This is a genomic window from Peribacillus sp. NPDC094092, assembly GCF_050279365.1.
Taxonomy (GTDB): Bacteria; Bacillota; Bacilli; order Bacillales; family DSM-1321; genus Peribacillus.
Genome location: NZ_JBNNUC010000004.1, coordinates 55,315 through 76,737 on the forward strand (window position 1 = coordinate 55,315; position 21,423 = coordinate 76,737).

At 36.2% G+C, this 21,423-nt stretch carries 20 protein-coding genes; 5 read left to right on the forward strand and 15 right to left on the reverse strand.

What is annotated here, in order from left to right:
- The 7 genes from ACQKNS_RS18750 to galU all read right to left on the reverse strand — a co-directional run.
- Positions 1 to 1,769, reverse strand: a 1,769-nt coding sequence (locus tag ACQKNS_RS18750) for a glycosyltransferase (RefSeq protein ID WP_427644797.1), incomplete at its 3' end; no start/stop codon positions are given.
- The gene (locus ACQKNS_RS18755) at positions 1,766 to 2,059 is read right to left on the reverse strand and encodes a hypothetical protein (protein WP_427644798.1); all 294 of its coding nucleotides are present in this window, start codon (positions 2,057 to 2,059) and stop codon (positions 1,766 to 1,768) included. The genes ACQKNS_RS18755 and ACQKNS_RS18750, both read right to left, overlap by 4 nt.
- A 495-nt stretch (positions 2,060 to 2,554) precedes the next feature.
- On the reverse strand, positions 2,555 to 3,559 hold the full coding sequence (locus tag ACQKNS_RS18760; protein ID WP_427644799.1) for an NAD-dependent epimerase: 1,005 nt from the start codon (positions 3,557 to 3,559) through the stop codon (positions 2,555 to 2,557).
- 419 nt (positions 3,560 to 3,978) lie between these two features.
- Complete coding sequence (locus tag ACQKNS_RS18765; RefSeq protein ID WP_427644800.1) at positions 3,979 to 5,160, reverse strand: hypothetical protein; 1,182 nt, start codon at positions 5,158 to 5,160, stop codon at positions 3,979 to 3,981.
- Positions 5,147 to 6,895, reverse strand: a complete 1,749-nt coding sequence (locus ACQKNS_RS18770; protein WP_427644801.1) for a glycosyltransferase — start codon at positions 6,893 to 6,895, stop codon at positions 5,147 to 5,149. Before ACQKNS_RS18770 ends, ACQKNS_RS18765 begins: the two co-directional genes overlap by 14 nt.
- 322 nt (positions 6,896 to 7,217) lie before the next feature.
- Entirely contained in the window at positions 7,218 to 8,537 is a 1,320-nt protein-coding gene (locus ACQKNS_RS18775; protein ID WP_427645137.1) for a UDP-glucose dehydrogenase family protein, read from the reverse strand.
- 1 nt (position 8,538) lies between these two features.
- Complete coding sequence (gene galU / locus ACQKNS_RS18780) at positions 8,539 to 9,444, reverse strand: UTP--glucose-1-phosphate uridylyltransferase GalU (RefSeq protein ID WP_427644802.1); 906 nt, start codon at positions 9,442 to 9,444, stop codon at positions 8,539 to 8,541.
- 821 nt (positions 9,445 to 10,265) lie between these two features.
- Here galU and ACQKNS_RS18785 point away from each other — a divergent pair.
- Positions 10,266 to 10,457, forward strand: coding sequence for a hypothetical protein (locus ACQKNS_RS18785; protein ID WP_427644803.1), 192 nt, complete (start codon positions 10,266 to 10,268; stop codon positions 10,455 to 10,457).
- Between the two features lie 237 nt (positions 10,458 to 10,694).
- Here ACQKNS_RS18785 and ACQKNS_RS18790 read toward each other — a convergent pair whose 3' ends face one another.
- The gene (locus tag ACQKNS_RS18790) at positions 10,695 to 11,291 is read right to left on the reverse strand and encodes a serine/threonine protein kinase (protein ID WP_427644804.1); all 597 of its coding nucleotides are present in this window, start codon (positions 11,289 to 11,291) and stop codon (positions 10,695 to 10,697) included.
- A gap of 338 nt (positions 11,292 to 11,629) precedes the next feature.
- Here ACQKNS_RS18790 and ACQKNS_RS18795 point away from each other — a divergent pair, with 338 nt between their 5' ends.
- The 4 genes from ACQKNS_RS18795 to ACQKNS_RS18810 all read left to right on the forward strand — a co-directional run bounded on the left by ACQKNS_RS18795 (position 11,630) and on the right by ACQKNS_RS18810 (position 15,715).
- Positions 11,630 to 12,097, forward strand: coding sequence for an NUDIX hydrolase (locus ACQKNS_RS18795; protein WP_427644805.1), 468 nt, complete (start codon positions 11,630 to 11,632; stop codon positions 12,095 to 12,097).
- Between the two features lie 4 nt (positions 12,098 to 12,101).
- Complete coding sequence (locus ACQKNS_RS18800) at positions 12,102 to 13,190, forward strand: glycosyltransferase (protein ID WP_427644806.1); 1,089 nt, start codon at positions 12,102 to 12,104, stop codon at positions 13,188 to 13,190.
- Between the two features lie 545 nt (positions 13,191 to 13,735).
- Entirely contained in the window at positions 13,736 to 14,524 is a 789-nt protein-coding gene (locus ACQKNS_RS18805) for a HipA family kinase (protein ID WP_427644807.1), read from the forward strand.
- A 546-nt stretch (positions 14,525 to 15,070) separates the two neighbouring features.
- Positions 15,071 to 15,715, forward strand: coding sequence for a 2OG-Fe(II) oxygenase (locus ACQKNS_RS18810; RefSeq protein WP_427644808.1), 645 nt, complete (start codon positions 15,071 to 15,073; stop codon positions 15,713 to 15,715).
- 192 nt (positions 15,716 to 15,907) lie between these two features.
- Here ACQKNS_RS18810 and ACQKNS_RS18815 read toward each other — a convergent pair whose 3' ends face one another.
- The 7 genes from ACQKNS_RS18815 to ACQKNS_RS18845 form a co-directional block, all read right to left on the reverse strand.
- Entirely contained in the window at positions 15,908 to 16,693 is a 786-nt protein-coding gene (locus ACQKNS_RS18815; RefSeq protein ID WP_427644809.1) for a hypothetical protein, read from the reverse strand.
- A gap of 624 nt (positions 16,694 to 17,317) precedes the next feature.
- Entirely contained in the window at positions 17,318 to 17,740 is a 423-nt protein-coding gene (locus ACQKNS_RS18820; protein WP_427644810.1) for a VOC family protein, read from the reverse strand.
- Positions 17,741 to 18,074: 334 nt separating this feature from the next.
- A complete protein-coding gene (locus ACQKNS_RS18825) occupies positions 18,075 to 18,503 on the reverse strand; it encodes a DoxX family protein (RefSeq protein ID WP_427644811.1) in 429 nt (142 codons plus the stop codon).
- A gap of 69 nt (positions 18,504 to 18,572) precedes the next feature.
- Positions 18,573 to 19,427, reverse strand: coding sequence for a M56 family metallopeptidase (locus ACQKNS_RS18830; protein ID WP_427644812.1), 855 nt, complete (start codon positions 19,425 to 19,427; stop codon positions 18,573 to 18,575).
- A complete protein-coding gene (locus tag ACQKNS_RS18835; RefSeq protein WP_427644813.1) occupies positions 19,427 to 19,843 on the reverse strand; it encodes a BlaI/MecI/CopY family transcriptional regulator in 417 nt (138 codons plus the stop codon). Before ACQKNS_RS18835 ends, ACQKNS_RS18830 begins: the two co-directional genes overlap by 1 nt.
- A gap of 238 nt (positions 19,844 to 20,081) precedes the next feature.
- Positions 20,082 to 20,762, reverse strand: a complete 681-nt coding sequence (locus ACQKNS_RS18840) for an NAD(P)H-binding protein (protein WP_427644814.1) — start codon at positions 20,760 to 20,762, stop codon at positions 20,082 to 20,084.
- Between the two features lie 72 nt (positions 20,763 to 20,834).
- Positions 20,835 to 21,404, reverse strand: a complete 570-nt coding sequence (locus ACQKNS_RS18845) for a histidine phosphatase family protein (protein WP_427645138.1) — start codon at positions 21,402 to 21,404, stop codon at positions 20,835 to 20,837.
- Positions 21,405 to 21,423: the final 19 nt, after the last annotated feature.

Sequence of the window (21,423 nt, forward strand, 5' to 3'; positions counted from 1 at the left end):
TTCTTTTCCGCTTTCTTTTTCTTTTCCGCTTCCTTTTCCTTTTCCATTTCCATTTTCTTTTTCTTTTCTGCTTCCTTTTCTATTTCCGCTTTCTTTTCCTTTTCCGCTTTCTTTTCCTTTTTCGTTTCCTTTTCCTTTTCTGTTTTCTTTTCCTTTTTCGTTTCCTTTTCTTTTTCTGTTTTCTTTTCCTTTTTCGTTTCCTTTTCCTTTTTCATTTTCTTTTCCGCTTTCTTTTTCTTTTCCGCTTCCTTTTCCTTTTCCATTTCCATTTTCTTTTTCTTTTCTGCTTCCTTTTCTATTTCCGCTTTCTTTTTCTTTTCTGCCTCCTTTTCCATTTCCGCTTTCTTTTCTATTTCAGCTTTCTTTTTCATTTCTGCTTCCTTTTTCTTTTCTGCTTCCTTTTCCATTTCCGCTTTCTTTTCTATTTCTGCTTCCTTTTCCATTTCTGCTTTCTTTTTCATTTCTGCTTCCTTTTCCATTTCCGCTTTCTTTTTCATTTCTGCTTCCTTTTCCATTTCTGCTTTCTTTTCTATTTCTGCTTCCTTCTCCATTTCTGCTTTCTTTTCTATTTCTGCTTCCTTTTCCAATTCTGCTTTCTTTTTCTTTTCTGCTTCCTTTTCCATTTCTGCTTTCTTTTCCATTTCCGCTTTCTTTTCCATTTCCGCTTTCTTTTCTATTTCCGCTTCCTTTTCCGTTTTCGATATATTAACAAGAGAATATAATCTTTGTTGCTCCATAATTTGTTTATTGATATCAAATTTTTCTTCAATGACTTTCCGTGCTCTTTCCGTATAGTCGTTCCAAATATCTGGGTGTTCTAAAAAGAATTGTATGCCTTTCGCTAACTCAATATCATTTTTTTCTGGTGCTAGGTATCCTGTTCTCTGGTGTTCTATTAATTCAGGGATTCCCGCATGTTGAGTGGAAACGACCGGTAAACCGCTGGCCATTGCTTCTTTTAAGGCATTTGGAATGCCTTCGATATCCCCATTTTTACCAGTCTGACTTGCAAGGCAAAAGATATGAGCTTTTTTCAATTCGTTTGAAACTTGTTTAGAATTCATAGCTCCTCTAAGAATCACAGCATCTTTAAGGTTAAATTCTGTAATGACCGATTTAATTTTATTTTCATCTTCACCCGCTCCAATAATATGCAGTCTAGCATTTGGATATTGAGTGTAAATCCTCTTAAATGCTTTTATAAGTGTAAAAAATCCTTTTTTGTCTACAAGTCTACCTACAGATAAAACCCTTATTTCGCCTTCTTTAGGTAGTGTGGGGGGAGAATAGGTGAAAAGATCTAATTCGATACCACCATATAACAAATGAATTTTATTGTCCGGAATTCCTAAATTTCTTAATCCTTGTGCAAGATATTGGCAAACAGAAAAAAAATGGGCACCATGTTTAATTAATGATGAATATCGCTGAGCATTTTTTTCAAAAATTTCTGGTCTGTCAGAACCATCGCGCCCTCTAATACTAACAATCAATGGGATATTATATTTTTCACATACTGGAAAAATATCTTGTCCGTGTTTTCCGTGATGAGCATGAATGGCTATGACCTCTTGTTCTTTGAAGAAACTTTCTAGATCTTTAATCTTGTTTAAATTATAGTAGTTTTCAAAGGGGAATTCCGTCTGGATGGTATTGTCGAATGGACCGATTACAATTGTACGGTAGCTACTTATTTTTACGATTTGATTATAGATAAAACGTTGGTGTGTTTTAATGTTTTCACTTACAAAATAAGCAATGGTTTTCATCCTGCCTCAGTCCCTTTAACAAGAAATTCATATTTACTCTTCTCGCGTTCTGCTAAAACTAATCGTTTTTGATGTTCCATTTGCTTGTGATATTCATGAGGGAACATGGAATAGGCTTTATAAATGTCTTTGTATGGTAGGACTTCGGAACAAACTATAAAATAGTTTTTAAACAGAGGATTTAATTTGAATGGAGGATTCTTTGTAGAATTACATGTAAAGCACTTCTTGGGAAAATCTAGATACTTCTTAAGAACTGCCAATGGTGTTTTCATATTTTCAGGTTTCAAATTACTTTCTCCTTTTATTAACTTACAAATTTTTAATTAATCTTTTTGCATGCATGTAATTTACCCTTCTCTTTTTTTATTTGGTTTTGGATTTTTACACATTATATTTTGATTTATATTGAACTGTACTGCCACGCACACTTCAAATATACTTATATCGAATCTGTCATTAAATGGTGTTAGATAGACATTTTCTAATTTTCAGAATTTGATTAACGACATTCATTAATTTGCCTTTTTCCAACACCAGGATTTTTTTAAAAAGATACATAAAATGGTGTCAAAGACAGCTATATTGAAGGTGAATGGTTTTCAACGTTATTGAATCTTCACCTATGCAGAAATATTTTTTCTAAGGGCCTGACGCCATTACCTTATCTCTTGTAATTCTTATCAAGTTGAGGAATTTGAATTTTTTTTACCTTTCCGACTGAAGCAGAGATTCATCATTATTTTTTATCCACAAAAACCCACTTAGTAAAAATTCACTACTTCTTATTTATTGTACTTTTTGTACCAATTCACAAAATGAGTTAAACCTTCTTCTATTGTTGTTGAAGGATGAAAGCCTACATCAGCATGCAAATCGGCAATATCTGCATATGTCTCCTTAACATCTCCCGGCTGCATTGGTAAGAATTCTATTTTTGCCTTTTTTCCGATTAGTTTCTCTAATGTGATAATAAAATCCATTAATTTTATGGGCTTATTGTTACCGATATTATAAATTTTGTATGGGGCATAGCTTGAACTTGGATCTGGTTTAGCTCGATCCCATCCAGTATTATAAACCGGTGGTTTATCAAGTAATCGAATTATTCCTTCAACAATATCATCGATATAAGTAAAGTCTCTTCTCATATCCCCATTATTAAAAACCTTTATTGTCTTCTCTTCAATAATATTTTTAGTAAAAGAATAATAAGCCATATCTGGTCTCCCCCATGGACCATACACCGTAAAGAATCGGAGCCCTGTGGTTGGAATATTATATAAATGACTATAAGTATGAGCCATTAATTCATTAGACTTTTTAGTTGCAGCATATAAACTTACTGGATGATCCACGGGGTCTTTGGTTGAGAAGGGGATATTTGTATTCGCCCCATATACAGAACTGGAGGATGCATAAATTAAGTGCTTTACATTATTTTGTCGACAGACCTCTAAGACATTTACAAACCCAACCAGGTTGGAATTAACATAAGAATCTGGGTTTTCTATGCTATAACGCACCCCAGCCTGTGCTGCTAAGTTGATAACTATATCGATGTTTCTGTCTTTAAATAATTGATTTAATTTTTCTTTATTAGACAAATCTAATTTATGGAATTCAAATTCAGGGTTTTCTTTTAATATCTCGATTCGATTGTTTTTTAAAATAACGTCATAATAATCATTAATATTGTCTACTCCTATAACATTGATATCTAGGGTTAACAAGCGTTTTGTTAAGTGGAAACCAATGAATCCTGCTGCCCCTGTTACTAATATATTCATAACTTTAATTCCAACCCTTTCTATTACAATGGGATTTTGACACTTTCCCGGATCACTGGGTAGCATTATTTATATATTTATGCTTTCGAACCTTTACAGCATCAGAACAATGTTCATTATGACGGATATAAAGAGGAAGGAAACTCAACCTCTTCATTGTGGAGAGGCTTACGTTTTATTCGTAATTCACGAATGTCATGACATCATTTTTCGCTTTATGCCTTATGAGTTTTCCACTCCAATACCCGCTGTGAACAAGAATTTACGAATGAAGTTTAAACGATAACGACCTTGGAAACCGTTGAAAGCAAAATCATCATAGATGTTTCTATGCTCCTGTTTCGTGATAGCTAAAACCCCAACAAATTAGGCGTAAACCTTTTACCTTTTTTCATTAGACTCCAATTACATAACCATGACTATACAAGCGTGTTATCATTTTCAGTTAACGGGATTGGTGTTTTAGTCCATTCAGCATACGTATCAGGATCTAACGCCTTCACTTGTTCCAAAAAAGAATCTAAAAAATTTCTTTCTCGCAGGTCTTTAAATAACTCGAGAGGCCTTTTTTGTTCACGTGAAAATGAGTACACATGATCGACTAATTTAAATCCTTTCCTGGTTATGATAATATGCCGTAATGGGGCATCAATTTGTTTGAAACCTGAGTTTTCCATTGTTTTTAATATATAGAGTAATCGTTTTGTTATGTCTTCAGAAAGTACGGATTGTTTTTTTAGAAACGTATTTAAATCTGGTCCTAATAGATATTCCATTAAAATATAATTGGGTCCTGTTTCAAAGACTTTCGGGATAAAAGGCAAGTCTTGACTTGATAAAAGAACCGTTTTTTCCTGATCTGCATGTTCAGTTTTCCCGTAAAGTTTAACGCATGCGTCTTCAGACACTCGATAAACAGCACCTTGATGCCCTTTTCCAATGAGTGTTTGTGTTATAGCGCTATCCACTTTTACTCCATTACCTGACCCTCCTGAAAGGACGGGAATGTTTCTAAAGTCCATACTATTTTGATTGAAATAATCCTCCCACTCATTGAATGTGTCCGGTTCGAGCTTTTTCACTTCGGCAAGGAACGATTCCTTTAAAAGGATAATATTTAAATCCCTTAATAATTTTAATGGTACAGGGTGCATCCTCTTAAAGGAATTTACATGGTCAATCACCTTAAGTTCCTCATTACCCATGACAAAAATATGACGTAGGGGGGCATCTACCATGGTGAATTTTGCTTGTTTTAATTCTTTTAATATATAGAGAAGTTTCTTTACTATCGTATGAGGGATATACGTACAATTTCTCAGATATTCTTTTAAGGTTGGCGCATTAAAATATTCCATGACTATATAGTTTGGTCCCGTTTCATACACCAATGGCATAAAGGGTAGATGTTTTCCGGCTCTAAGAGCTTCTTCCTCCATTTCCGCTTGTACTGGGTCTGAATAAATTTTTACACATTTATCTTCTGAAAGTTTAAATACTGCTCCTTGAGCCCCCATTCCAATCAGTGAATAGGTAGTGGGATTGTGAATTTCCAAAGATTTTTCACCTTTGGTTACAGTAATGGTTTTAAAATCCTCCATGGTCTCCTCCTAACTGCTCATCTATGGACTTATTTTGAAAATGTTGAATTTTATTAAGGGCTTTTTTGACTTTTTCGGCTTTTTGAGCCTTTTTTTCATTTTTACGAGATGCTATTTTTTCATCCTTACCTTTAGCCTTCTGAATTTTAGCTTTTTTGTCATTTTTATTAGATGCTACACGTTCATCTCTGACTTTATACTTAGTCTGCTGTTGAAGCTGTTGTAACTGTTGAAGCTGTTGTAACTGTTGAAGCTGTTGGAGCTGTTGGAACTGCTGAAGCTGTGGAGGCTCTTGAAGCTGCTGAAGTTGTTGGAGCTGTTGTAACTGTTGGAGCTGTTGTAATTGTTGGAGCTGTTGAAGCTGTTGAAGCTGTTGTAACTGTTGGAGCTGTGGGAGCTGTTGCAGCTGTTGAAGCTGTTGAAGCTGTTGAAGCTGTTGAAGCTGTTGGAGCTGTTGGAGCTGTTGCAGCTGTGGAAGCTCATGAAACTCTGGGAGCTCTTGGAGTTCTGGAAACTGATGGAGCTGTTGCATATAAATTAGGGCTTTTCTGGCTATATCGACTTTTTTTCTAGGCGTAATTGTTTCACCATCATCACCTTGTTGTTGAGGCCTTGGTGTATCTTTAAACGTTTTTTTATCAATTTGACGAGGTGTTACTGAATATTGTTTACATTTATAAGGGGCTACAAGTTCATCATAAAATTCAGCTTGTTGTTGAAGCTGATGGATGAGGTTAAAGTTTTGTTCGACTTTTTGGCGAGCTGCTACTGTATATATTTCCCATACCTCTCTGTTTGTCAGCATGAATTCAAGAGCATCTGCCAGTTCATCTACATTGTTTTCTTGTACTAAAACCCCTTCTTTGTTATTGGTTATTAATTCAGGAATGCCGGCATGATTGGTTGAAATTACTGGTACCCCAATCGCCATAGCTTCTTTTAATGTATTAGGTATCCCTTCTACATCTCCGTCCGAAGCTTCTAAGCTCGCGGCGCAGAATATATCTGCATTTGTCATTTGTTCCCGTACTTGATCTTTAGGGAGATGATTCAATAAACGAAAAGAATCACCTAAATTAAGTTGGTTTGCCAATGAAATGAGATGTTCTTCAAGCTCCCCCCTTCCGATAATCGTCAGGGTTGCATTTGGAAATTCACCTCTGATTTTTTGAAAAGCTTGCATTAAGATGTGATGTCCTTTTTTTTCCACCAACCTACCGATGGATAAAATATTTTGAGAGCCCCCTTTATGTGGAGGCCTGTAATTGAATTCGTTAAGGTCTACGCCCCCATAAAGCACTCTGATTTTTTCTGAAGGACAACCCCAATCAATTAGCCTATCTGCTAAATACTGACAAACTGGAAAAAAACGCTCACCTCGATCAAATAGCTTTTTCATGTTGTCTAGATAGCCAATGGGCTGATTGGCCAGAGTTGCATCCCTCCCTCTTATACTTGTTACCAACGGGAGGTTCGTTTCCTCTTTAAAAGGAAGTAATAACATCCCTAATTGGCCATGGTGAGCATGTAGGAGGGAGATATTATTACTTTTCACATACTCTTTCGGTGAGAAAATTTCATTAAGATAATGAACTTTCTCATTCAAAAGGGAAAGATCTATCATATACTTAGGTTGTCGCACCATATGGATATAATCATAATCAGGAACTTCTCGAATCTGTGAGATATATTGGGTCGGGTCGACTCTTAAATTCAAATGCATAACTGTGTGCAAATAAATGATCTCCTTTCATGCATAGTAGTCAAATTTCCTGGACCTTTTCAAGTATATTATGCAGGACTCTTTAGGTACGCATGGACTAATAACATACAGTAAAGCTAAATACAGAGAGTATGCGTTTGCCTCATGCAAGGTGGGGATTGAAGTAGTGCCATGACACTTTGCCAACAATTGATCGATGAAGATATTTCTTCCATTTAATGAAATAAAAAAAGCACCCAAGAGCTATCAAAGGTGCTGCATTGCCAGTTCGAACCTACTATATTTCTTAAAGAATCATGTTCGGGTTAATGAAGTGTTAGAAAATATTTTAGCTTTATGTCTTACCAATAACAATTGCTGGTCTTCCTATTGGATAATATTCAATTTTCTTGCACGCTCTAATTCGATCTTCTTCAAGACAATTTCTGCCATCATAAACAATCGGGTGTCTCATTGTATTCATCAATGTCTCCAGGTCTAAATGTTTAAACTCATTCCATTCGGTAACAATAAATACAGCATCCGCACCCACTGTCGCTTCACGGACGGAGTTGGCAAATCTAATTGTATCCCCCAATATCTTCTTCGCATTCTCTATTGCCACCGGATCATAAGCTACCACTTCTGCTCCAAGATTGGTTAATGAACGCGCAATTTTGATTGATGGAGCTTCCCTCATATCGTCTGTGTCTGGTTTGAAAGCAAGACCAAGCATTGCAACCTTTTTCCCTTTTAAATCCCCCAAGCGATTTATCGCTTTCGTTACAAGGAGTTCCTGCTGAAAATCATTAATCGCCACTGTTTCTTTTAACAGGGAAAAAGGTACTCCATTTAACTTGGCAGTATGAAGCAACGCTTTAACATCTTTTGGAAAACAAGATCCTCCATACCCAATACCGGGCTGTAAAAAAGCTTCACCAATCCTTTTATCTTTTCCCATTCCCTCTGCCACATCTTTAACATCTGCACCTACTACTCCGCATAAATTGGCAACTTCATTGATAAAGCTGATCTTAGTCGCCAAAAAGGCATTAGAAGCATACTTAATCATTTCAGCGCTTCTAATACTTGTTCGTATAAATGGTACATTTAACGGACGATACATTTCTTGCACTTTCTTGGCCGCCTCATCATTTTCAGAACCGATGATGATTCTATCTGCCTTCATCGTATCCATAACGGCTGATCCTTGTCTTAAAAATTCAGGATTTGAAACCATATTGAAAGTGACCCGATCGTTACAAAGTTCTTCCATAATTTTTTTAATAAAATCATTCGTACCAACTGGCACAGTACTCTTTATAACGACTACTGAACTCTGTACTAGGTTCGCAGCAATATCCTTCGCGGCTTGCACAATATACGATAAATCTGCTCCCCCATCCTCCATTTGCGGTGTACCTACGGCAATGATGATAATCTCGGCATCATTTAGCGCTTCTCGATGGGATGTAGTAAACAGCAGTCTGCCCGCTGCGGCATTTTGAGCAAGCAAACTTTCTAGACCCGGTTCATATATTGGAGAAATCCCTTGACGTAAACTTTTAATTTTCCTTTCATCTGTATCGATACAAATAACACTATGCCCGATTTCGGACAAACAAACACCAGTGGAAAGCCCGACATAACCTGTACCCAAAACGGCTATTTTCATATTATTCATGCTCTCTCTTTAAAATTTGAAGGTTTTCTTTCTTATTTACATCCATTAAATAGGAAAGTACCTCATCTCTTATATCATCCCTGCGTAAAGCAAAGTCGATTGTCGCTTTAATGAATCCGACTTTATCTCCAATATCATATCGGTTTCCTTCAAAGTTATATGCTAATACGGCCTGCTGCTTATTTAGCTCATTTATGGCATCAGTAAGTTGTAATTCATTACCATGTCCAACCGGAAGCTTGGATAGTGTTTCAAAAATCTCAGGTCTAAAAACATAACGCCCCATTATCGCATATCTGGAAGGTGCCTCTTCCCTTTTCGGTTTTTCCACCAAAGAATCGATATGAAAAAGGTTTGGCTCAATCATTGTCCCTTTTGGCTTAATAATTCCATATTTATTGACATCCGTTTCCGGTACATTCTGAACAGCTACGACGGAACTGTTGCAATACTCAAAAACACTGATGATTTGTTTCAGACAAGGTGTTTTAGACATAACGATGTCATCCCCTAACAAAACAGCAAAAGGTTCATTCCCAATGAAGCTTTTAGCACAGAGAATTGCGTGTCCTAGCCCCATCGGTTCCTTTTGGCGGACATAATAGATTTTTGCCAAACTTGATATTTTCTGAACTTCCTCTAAAATATCCAGCTGATTTTTTCTTAAAAGTGCATCTTCCAGCTCATAGGATTTATCAAAATGATCTTCTATTGATCTTTTGCCTCTACCGATTATGATAATAATTTCCTCTATACCCGAAGCTACTGCTTCTTCTACAATATATTGAATTGTTGGTTTATCAACAATCGGCAGCATTTCCTTGGCCTGAGCTTTTGTTGCAGGCAAAAATCGGGTCCCAAGGCCTGCGGCCGGAATAACGGCCTTTCGGATTTTCATAAGCTGCCTCCCTTTGTCATTCATTAATCCTTTATATGCAATAGGACAACTTCCGGTCTAGTTAGTAGCCCAATTAGGCCATTTTTATTTAACGGGACCGGTAGGCTATGCATGCAAGAATCCCAGATTGACTGTGGCCGAGCGTCGCAACCTGCCGGCTAGTGCCAAATTAAAAACTCCATTACACTTTTTATGTAATGGAGTTACCATGTTTTGTGTTAATGGTCATATCCGTTTGGATAAACTACTATGTGAGCTTTTTTACGGCTTTGTAGCCAAACGATTTCCCTTTTTCTTTCTTTGAAAAATTCCAGCTGCCAGAAATGAGGGCAATAATTTCTTGATTAATATTATGGGTATTGCAAATCCCGGTTTTAGTGACTAATTTATAAGGGGTTTTTAAACCTTGCCGTCCCCCTTTATATCAAAATATATGATGGTCTGCATTCATGATTTTGAGAAGGGATATTTTCACTATTGAATTCTCGATCTAATTTATGAGAAGACAATATGAAGGGATGGTTTATTCCCCCTCCATTTTTAATTAAAAGGTTTTAAGGTGTAACTTAGTGTACGAAATATGCTGAAATGAATATAGTTTAGGTATTTTATCAGCTATCTCCTAAAGCAACAACCCTTCATCTTTGTAAGGGTTAAGTCAAAATGGAGAAAATTCGTGACATGAATATCACGAATTGCTTTCAGGAGGTCCATGCCTATAAAAACGTCTAGAGTCCAAACTTATTCCCATTTCACACATTACCCTTCTCTGGCCTAGCATTAGTTAAATAAGGCCATAAAGTTTGTTGGGGCGGAACATATTGGCAACCATAGCTTTCGGAAAAAGGGGAGGCTATTGGTTTTATAAAGCCACTAAGGATTACCATGCAGCAGCAGAGCCTGCATCAGTCGCATCCATTTGTCAATACGCTACATATGTATTTCCGAAGAAGTTCATTTTTAAAATTAACAATGGCTGTTCAGAAGAAACGCCTCCGTACCCGAATGAGTGAACGGATTCGGAGGCTATACTGCCCATTTCGCAACTATTAAAGTCTAAGAGAATCAATCCTAAAAAATTGATCTCCTTTACGTTAGAAATGACTTTATTCTTTTAGCTTTCCCTGCTTGTACAACATAATTGGTTTAGTTATGAATTCACCATGAATTTTTTTACATAGGCCTTACCTGCACAGGTTAGAGCCTTTGCGGTAACCAATTCCATTTTGTCCTATTATCGGATAGGTATACTATATTGCATTGAAATCGATGTTTTTCTGCCAGTCTTCATATGATTCAGGATCGATTTTCTTTGCTTGTTCCAGGAATGTATCCAATAACCCCAATTTCTTTAGATCACGAAACATCTTCGGATTATATGGATCATTCATTGTGAGTCCATCTGAATGATCGATTGCTTTCAGCACATTTCCCTCTGTTACAACAAAGTGCCCGATTGAGGTTTTGATTCTACTAAATCCAACTCTCTTTAGTTCCTTTCGAATCATTATGATTTGTTCTGTAAACGATTCGGGAATTTCTTGCTTTCCTTTCAAATAATCTTTTAGATTGGGACCTTTTAAATACTCCATAATTACATAGTTTGGTCCGACTTCATATAACTTCGGAACAATATGAGTATCCTTTGCTGCTTCAAGAGCTTTTCCCTCTTTAGTTGCTGCATTTGGATTGACATAAATTTTTACGCAAAGATCTTCATCAAGCTGAAAAACTGCACCTTGACTTCCTTCACCAATTAGTTTTAATGTGGTTGGATTATGAATAATAAGTCCCTTTTTACCGTTCTTTTCTATTCTTTCAACCTTTATTGTTTTAAAATCATTCATCTGATCTTTCACCTCTTTTCTTCTTTTTATAACCATAATCTATGATATGAAATTATCGATTAGTTGCTTTAGGTTAATAACACTTTTTCACATAATAAGGTCATACCCTCTTTACTGGTGGACAAGAAGGAACCTTAAGCAGTTGATGCCCAATTCGATTCGCATTATGAACGATTTCCAGCAATTCTTCAGTGTCTTATGCTCATAAACGTATAATTTAAAAGAATTTCACAAAAAAACACTGAAATATATGTGCTTGTCCGTTTCAAAATTTTCCATTTTGAATTTAATAAAAAAAGGAATAATCAGAAAGTACATGATCAGAAAGGAGAGTTGAGATGGGATACATTGAAGACTTACGTGCTCTTGTTGGGACCAGAGCATTGATACTTACTGGGGTTACCGTTTTGGTTATCGATCAGAACAGCCGTTTTCTGATGGTACAATCCGATAAAATATGGAAATTGCCTGGCGGCTTTATCGAATTAGGAGAATCTGCAGAAGAGGCTTGCAGACGTGAAATTTTGGAGGAAACGGGAATTAACATCGGGAACCTTCAATTAATTGGCGTCTTCTCAGGGAAGGACTATTTCACGAAGCTGCCTAATGGTGATCAATACTTTCCAGTCAACATTGCTTACGTGACCGAAGACATACTCAGCGGAGATTTAAAACCTGATGACATAGAAATACAAAAGGTGCAATTTTTTAAATGGTCCGCCTTTCCTAAAGAATTAACTGAACGAGATCGACAAATATTTCAAAGTTTTATCGAAAACTTGATTTTAGAGGGAAGGAAGGGTTGAAGTAGTGAAGACAATCGCATTTTACATTAGAGAACCTATTAAAATAAATCAAGGATTTATGTACAATCAGATTATAATGTTGGATCAATATCGGCCTATTGTAATAGGACCTTACCCAAATAGCCACAATGTTCAATATCAGTTTGAACATTATTTTAATTTGAACGAAATTCAAGACCTTGGAACCTTCCTTAAAGAGCAAAATGTCGTGGCGATTCATGCCCATCAAGGGAAACATTCCATAGATATTTTACCAACAGCTATAGAGTATGATATTCCTTTGATTGTGCATTTTCGGGGACGTGATTCATCCACTCAAACATATAAGAGATTTCGCAAGAATGTCCTCCGATATCAGAATTTAGTAAAACATGGAGCTGGTTGTTTTGCTGTTTGCCATTTTCTTGCAGAAGAGCTGAAAAAATTAGGATTTAATGACGATAAAATACATGTATTATATGGAGGTCTAGATTTAGATTTATACCCATATGTCCAACGTTCCCTACCTAAAGAAGGTGAAATCCGAATCTTGTCTGTAGCAAGGCTTGTAGAGAAAAAAGGATTTTTCACGCTATTGAAGGCTTTTCAACGGATTCATCAAGAATACCCTAGAACGACACTACACATCATTGGGACAGGCGAAGGTGAAGAGAAGCTAAAGGTTTTCATTGATGAAAACCAATTAAACGAACACGTTTTTCTTAGGGGTCCAATGGATTCCAACCAAATTTCTAAGGAATTAAGAGATTCCCATCTCTTTTGCCTTGCCAGTGAAACGGGTGAAGATGGCGATGTAGAAGGAGTCCCAAATGCATTAAAAGAAGCCATGGCAAGCGGTTTACCAGTCATCTCCACCTTTCATGGAGGGATCCCGGAATTGATTGAGCATAAAAAAACAGGATACCTTGTCCCTGAGAAAGATGATATCAAATTGGCTCAAGGCATAAAATATTTCCTTAGTCATCCAAGAGTATGGAAGAGATATACAAGAAGTGCAAGACAGATTATTGATGAAAATTTTGATTTAAAAAAACAAATCATTGAACAACAAAGGTTATACAGCTTAATTGAAAAAAATAATGGAGTTAATTGATAAAGGCAAACTAAATAAGTACGTGGTCAATAAACTAGCGATGTTCCGTTCCTCTTTTCCCCCCTCGGAGTAGTATATATCCTAAGTCGATTCATAAAAAGCACTCCTAAATCACATTACCAAAAATACAATTCAGTTCAGAATGCCAATACGCGAGATTCGACCATAAGCATTTTCACTGTAGTACAGGAGGGCGGTGATTATGTCCATATGATTGATCATGGAACATCTTTTCCTGGTGGATATCATTGGCCCGAAAAAAAGATCCGGAAACTGAACTATGTTGGGGCTCCTCCATGCTAAAAAATTTTACCGCTTTCAAACGAATTAACTATGAAGTTACCCAACCATCCATATAGATGGTGGAATCCGGAAGAAGTAAAGTGAAGCGCTGTACAAATTTCTTTTCTTTTAGAACAAAAAAATGGTTAACCGAATCTTATAACCAATTTCATCAAACAATGCACGGGCAATATGGTAAATAAAAAAGATAAGTTGAAAAAGAAATAGAGCTAGACAAATATATTAAAAGGAGACAAAGTGATATGACGATATATCCTGTTCGCTATGTACAAACATTAAGGGGCGGAACCGCACATGTCATTCAATTCAACGATGGTAAAGAATATGTCGTGAAGTGGTTCGATATTAAGAAAGATAGAGAAAAAGAAGTGGTCAACGAATACCTGATCGGCAAATTGGCAGAACTCCTTTCACTTCCAGTAATTCCATTTGATCTTGTATATATACCGGAAGAATTTATCAAGAAAACTCCTGAATTACAATCCACTAAACTCAACTATAGTTCTGGATACCAATATGGCTGTGTTTATATTAAAAACAGTACAGTTTTCGAAAATGTTAGAGAGAATCCTCCCACTAAGACGGATGTTAAAAACCGAGATATGTTAGCCGGTATAACGGTATTCGACCAATGGGTAAATAACTCTGATCGAGGTACGATGAATGTCATTTTGGAAAATCTCAGTGATGGTGGCTATTATGTCCATATGATTGATCATGGCAGGGTTTTTCCCGGACGTTACCAATGGTCAGCCCAGACACTAAGTGAAACACCGGTATATAACTTCCATTGGCCTTTTTATAAATGGGCCTTCTCTCTTCTTGATGATCACACAGAGCTTACATCGTTTATAGAAAAAATAGTGAACTTGCCGGACAAGTCGATCTATCAAGTGATTGAATCGATCCCAAAAGAGTGGAATGTGAGTACAAAGGATAGAGATGCTCTCTACAAGTTTCTTTTAGAACAGAAAATTAACTTGCCAGATATCGTTGACCGTATTATCCAGCATCATAGTAATCCAAGATAACGCTGGTTTTTTCCACAGAATGACGTAACTCCTTATTAACTATAAAGGAGTTACTTTTTTTATCCATAAATCTTTCCATTCCATACTTTTTTCTTTTCCCTAGTTTCTTGAACAAGCTCTTTACGAAGTGAATTATCCCCCATTAATGTTTAATGGGTAGATAGAATAGCTGATATAAATTGAAGAAGAAGGATAAAATTTGCGCGAAAATGTGTACAAGAAAGTTTCAATTTTACTCTTTTTTAAACGGAAGAAAATAAGTTCACGTATGAATTGTGGTGAAAATACACACATGATTATCATCCACAGAGACTTGTTCATATTTTGAGCTTACTATATTTTATGTAAAAGATTTAGAGTTTGCTATAGTCAATCACCAGGTCACCAGTAACTTTTAACGGTACACCTCATATACGGAGCACTGTTAACATGAAATATGAAAAGGTTATATTACAACGTTCATGGTATAATTAACGTAGTAAACGCTTACAGCAGCATTTTAATCAGATTCTTCGGAAAATTCATTCTATTAGGAGTCGATGAAAGTTGACAGTGGAAAATAAAATAAGTAAAGAACAAACTATTTTTAATCATATTGGAAATAAAATCAAAACGGAAGACCGAGAAATAAGTGTAATTGCTAGATTAGATGAGCCACTAATTGTAATACTAGGGAATGTTTTGAGTGAGGAAGAATGTGACGGACTTATTGAATTGTCAAAAGACAGAATGAATCGTTCCAAAATTGGAATTAAGCATGAAGTAAATGAAATAAGAACGAGCAGCAGTATGTTTTTTCAAGAAAATGAAAATGACATCATTACCAAAATTGAAAAAAGGATTTCAACAATCATGAATATACCCATTGAACATGGAGATGGTATTCAAATTCTTAAATATACTCCTGGGCAAGAGTATAAAGCTCATTTTGATTTTTTTACATCCTCAAGTATAGCAGCAAAAAATAATAGAATTAGCACAATCATCATGTACTTAAATGATGTAGAGCATGGAGGTGAAACTTTCTTTCCTAAACTGAATTTTTCAGTGTCCCCGCGAAAGGGAATGGCTGTGTATTTCGAATATTTCTATAGCGACAAAAATCTAAACGAACTAACTCTACACGGTGGGGCACCCGTTATCACTGGGGAAAAATGGGTTGCAACACAATGGATGCGGAGACAAAAATAAGTCTGCACCTGATAATGTGTAAACGATAGACTTTAAGGCTTCAGTTTTAGGTGCCTTTGTTCATTAGGCACCTATTTGTTCAACTGGATTCTGTTCATTAAAAATGGCAAACGATGAAAGCAAAAAAAGAATGCTCAATAATAAATTAACACTGGTTGGTTTCTTTGAACTCCAAAATATCTGGGCATACTATTATGTACCTTTCGTACTTTTTCTAAAATTATCGTAATCGGTCTTAATGTAATGAAATACTTTCGCGTTGCCATTATGGTCTGGATGAGATATTTTTAATAATCCTTTATATTCTGCTAATACTTCTTTATTGCTCGCCGTTTTAGAAAGCCCTAATTTTTCACTATAATCATTTGATTGTGTAGTGGAATCAATATTGTAATTGTTTCTAATGTTTTCTTTTAATTTTATCAATTCATTACGTAATTCAATATTTTCTTTTAATAAATCCTTTGCTTCATTTTGTAATTCACTTTTCTCATTCTTTAGAATGGCAACATCCTTTTTGAACATATCCCTCTGCTGAATCAATATTCTTTTTGCAGTCTCATGGAGTTCTTCAATACCTTCTATATGCTTTTCTTGAGCTTGTATTTTTAATTTTAATCGGTGTATGATTTCGTCCTTATTTTGATCTATGCTATCATTTATAGCCAGCTTAGAAGCAGAGCCAGAGCCATCGATTATGTATTCATTGGTCCTCTTTCCGTTTCCAGAGTATTTAATCTTACCTTCGCGAAGCCAACGACTAACAGTTTGTACACTATTGCTTTCTGTTACTCCTGCATCTTTCAACATTTCAAACGCTTGATCTGTACCGTCCATTATGTATCCAGTCTTTCTATTCTTGTTTCCTCCCTCATATTTAATCTTACCTTCACGAAGCCAGCGCCTAACAGTTTGTATACTGCTACTTTCTGTTACTCCTGCATCTTTCAACAGGTCGAAAGCTTGATCTGTGTTCACATCGTTCCCCTTTCCCCTTATTACGCAATGTAATGTTACTTCGAATGATAGTAGCCTATTAAAAGGAATATATTTTACAACAAATGCGACTAATTTATATGTCAATGTTTTAAATAATAGCATAGCCGTTTTCCAAACAAAGAACAAATAGATGAAGAATGTATGACGAATATCACAGAGATATAACGATAAGGTATCAAATTAAAAGGGTGAAACGAGATAAAATTCCCGGTAACTACTAATGTCATGATATCAATGGAGGAGTTTTGGTTTCGAAGAGCAATAAATACATTAAGATTGAATCCAGGATCTTGAAAGTGAAATTGAAAGAAAATGAACGCTATATGATTCATAAACAAGATGTCAATATGCTACCGTACGTGACGATTTTTGGCGGAAATGAAAAGAGACTAAGAATATTACCAATAATCCCATAAGGAGTACCATAAGCAAAACGTGGATTTAAAATGTTAAGGAAATCCCAATATCAAAAATCCCAATCTCTCATTGATAACAATGAGAAATTGAGATGTATTTATTCATCAATTACGATGAAAGTTGCAACTAAAAGACACTAAAACGGCCGCTATTTCACTATTGAAATTATTTAACTAGTGAAAATTATCATTGATTCTCTGTATAAATTTGGAAGGTTACGCCGAATTTGTCTGATACAATCCCATAAGCAGGGCTGAAAAAGGCTTCCTGCAGCGGCATTTTCACTTCTCCACCTTGCGACAAAGTTTCAAAGATTCGTTTTGATTTTTCAATATCATTAATTGAAATACAGATCGTGACTTGATCTCCAGATTGACTTGTTTGACCTGGAAACGAATCGGAAAACATGAGATCCGTTTCCCCAACCTTTAACATTGCGTGTGCCACTAGATCCTTTGCTTCTTCTGGCAGAGGAAATTCTGGGTTTTCTGGCATTTCTCCAAAAGTTTGATTAAAAACGACTTTTGCATCCAATGCTTTTTCGTAAAATTGAATCGCTTCCTTTGCATTTCCGTTCATCATTAAATATGGAGATAAACGCATCGTCATAATTAAATAGCTCCTTTTGCTTTGATTTATTTCCAAGCTTCCTTTTTACAATGTGTCAGGAGCAATAACTACCATACCATTATTACCCATGTTTGTATTTTATAATACAGAACGTGCGTTCGTCAAGGAGTTTTGCTGAAAACTATCAATTTTTTTGTGTTAGCGGTTGAAGAAAATTCCGAGGTGTTTAGTCCAGACTATTTATTATCCGTTTTTCAAACCATGTACCATTTCAAAAAAGCAAAGAGAATAGAAAAAGGCATGACCCCAGTAAATTGCCGGTTTCATGCCTCAAGACTGTTTAAATATTTTTTGGGGCTATCGCTTATTCTAATTAACTTGCTATCATTTCTGAACCTTGTCCTTTTTTAAGGTTTGGTAATTTAGAATCTATAGATAGGAATCGGCTTCCATTCATTACTAGGTGAAGTGCAATAATCATAAGAATGAGATCCAGTTCGTAGCCTGCACCTTCTCCATTCCCCATAAAACCTGCTGGAAATTTCACATAAACAATCGCACCAGCCATGATGAAAACAAGGAGGGCAGAAATTATTCTCGTTCCAAGACCTATAATTAAGGCAATACCTCCCACTAATTCAATAATACCTACTACATAAGCCATAAATCCTGGAATGCCAATACTTTGAAACCATCCTGCAGTGTTATCCAATCCACCTTTGAATTTTGACAAACCATGCAAGAAAAATGAAATTCCCAACATAACCCTTAATAAAAAGGTACCGATCTCGTGTTTATTCATGACACATCTCCTTTATTTTATTTTACACTACAAAGTGTAGTGTAAAGTGGTAAAAAAATCAAGTGAAAGTCATCCGACAATCACTATAGTCATTCCCAGAAGTAAAACCAAAACATAAATTGATACGCAAATGGTGGTGGTTTCAGCCCTCAAAGGAATTGATTTATGGGGATCAATTAATTGCTGAAGTCTATAGTTAACTGAATCATTGGAGAAGTGGACAAGGACAGGAGAGGATTTATCAGTGCAACCATGTTTAATTAACTTCAATAAAGCCGCACTTATGCCTAATTCAGTCCCCATTTTATTAATGGCATTTTCATCGGCTGATAATTCACTTAATATTTTGTAATTTTTATGGCACCATTTTGTCAGTGGAACAAACCATAACCCATCTGAGATCAACTGTAAAATAAAGATTACAAGCGGATCATATTTTTTTTGGTGAAAGGCTTCATGCTCCACTACCGCTTCAAGCTCATCAAAGTCCAATAATCGAATTAAACCAGTACTGAACACAATGAAAGGCCGTCTGAAACCAAGCGTAAACGCAAGAGGCTGTTCAGCGTTCACAACTAAGATATCATTGTTGACCCGATTGAATGTTTCATTAATGGACCTTGTCATATCAACGTTTTTTGAAAGAAAAAGCTTTTGTTTAAATCTTCTGGATAAGAAATATTGCTCTGCAATTTTGAACAATGTGCTTAATATACTATAGGATATTATTATACTGAGCAGTGTGACGACCACAAAGTAGTATACTGAATCTTCCTTGAATAAACTAAAACAAAATTTAAAAAAGTTGGCTTTAATGTTCACTCCAAAAAAGATATGTACTAAAAACGCCCCCATTTGGCACCATACTACACAGGCAATTAAAAGACTCAGGCCTATCACAAAATAAGACTTTCTCTTCCACATTATAATTTATCCTTTTTTAACGCTTGGATTTTTTGTTCCAATTTTTCAATCAAACCTTGGTCAGCGTCTTTCATGGCGTCCAGCATATGGCTTATGACTGACCCACCAAATTCATCGAGCAAATTCTCAGTCAGTTTCTTTGACTGTTCTTCTAAAAACTCCGCTTTGGTCTGCACCGGGCGAAATAATGAAAGTCTCCCTTCAGACCTCTTTTCAAGTATGCCTTTTTCTACTAAACGATTCATGACGGTCATTACTGTATTGAAATTGATAGGTTTGTCAAGTTCCAATGATTGCTGAACCGATTTTATGCTCTCTTCGTCTTTATTCCATAAATATTCCATGATATTAGCTTCCAATGGACCAAAGAAACGATTCAAACCAACTTCATCATATTTAAAATTTTTAATATTCATCTTTACCACCTCCCACTACAAATTGTAGTGGAAATCCTTGTTACAATCAAGTTTCGGCCGGAAGGTTTGTATAACGATTTTCTATAGATTGACCCTTCAGATGCCTATTTACTTGCTTTACTCGTTATCTAACGCACTCCACTCCTTTTTCAGCAGCAAATGTCCATCCGTTCCTTTTTCCTTATAATCAGGGATCAAAATTTGTAAGAAATAAAAAACGAGCTTTTGGAGGCTCGTTTCATTGATTAATAGTTCCTCTTTGTGCAAGTTTCTCTATTTCATAAGAATGATAAAAATGGTATCCTTTTCCGGTCATTTGGGCCGCAGTGTACATTGCAGCGGCTACTTTGTTTGCTTCTATTGCACGATACGGGCGCATGGGGCCAACAAAGACATATTTAGCAAAAGTGCTTATCAGCCCAGAAATCTTTTCACCTGCCCTGAATTCCTTGCGTTCTCCAAGAAGTAAGGAAGGGCGGAATATATGTACAGTATTCAATTCCAAGTGCTGCAGTGTTCCTTCTACATCGCCCTTAACACGACTGTAGAAAAACTTTGATTTGGAATTGGCTCCCATTGCTGTTATGACGAGTAACTTCTCAGCATTCGCTGACTTTGCCATCTTGGTTGCTTCGATAACATAGTCATAATCCACTTTGCGGAAAGCTTCCTTCGATCTAGCCTTTTTAATCGTAGTACCCAAACAAATGAAAACATCGCTGACTTTGAACAAGTCGGCATACTTGGATAAATTATCGAAATCCACCACATGTCCTATGCACTTGGGCTCGTTGAATTTCTTTTCGCTTCTTGTCAGCAAATGGATTTCACTATAAATTTTGCTGTTGCTTAGCTCTTTCACCAACTGCGTGCCGACCAAACCTGTAGCCCCTAAAACCAATGCCGTCTTATTATTCATGATTCCCTTCTTTCCATGATCAGTACCTTACTTTCGCCCATATCCTCTTTACTCTAAGCAAGCTCAATAGGACTAAGATAAATGTTTTACTTGATTGAAATCATCAATGATCCATGAGTCGACTTCGAATCTAATTGTACTCAAACATGCATTGAACAATCGCATTTCGTTGGATACGATTGACTCGTTTGACATCAAGCGTAAAATAAAATGAATGACGGCACCATGTGCAACAAGTATAGCTTTCTTCCCAGGATACTCGTTCTGAATTTCCTGGAGACCATTCATCAGCCTTTTTCGTAAAGCATCCTGATTTTCTTGACCAGGATATTCTTTATTCACGAATGCTGCCTCCCTTTCAGCTGCTGTCATTCCTTCAGCGACGCCAAAGTTCTTTTCAATAAATTCCACTTTTTCAATAACCGGGACTTCCATATAATGCGAAATGATATCGGCCGTTTCCCTTGCCCTTTTTAGAGGGCTTGAAATAATTACATCCCATTCATCTTTTGACAAGAATTCACCGCATTGCCGTGCCTGTAACTTTCCAAGTTCATTTAATGGAATATCAGTCTGTCCCTGCAGTTTCCCTAGTGCATTCCAATCTGTTTGACCATGCCGCACTAAACAAATAGTAGTAATTGTCCTCAAACCCCTCTAA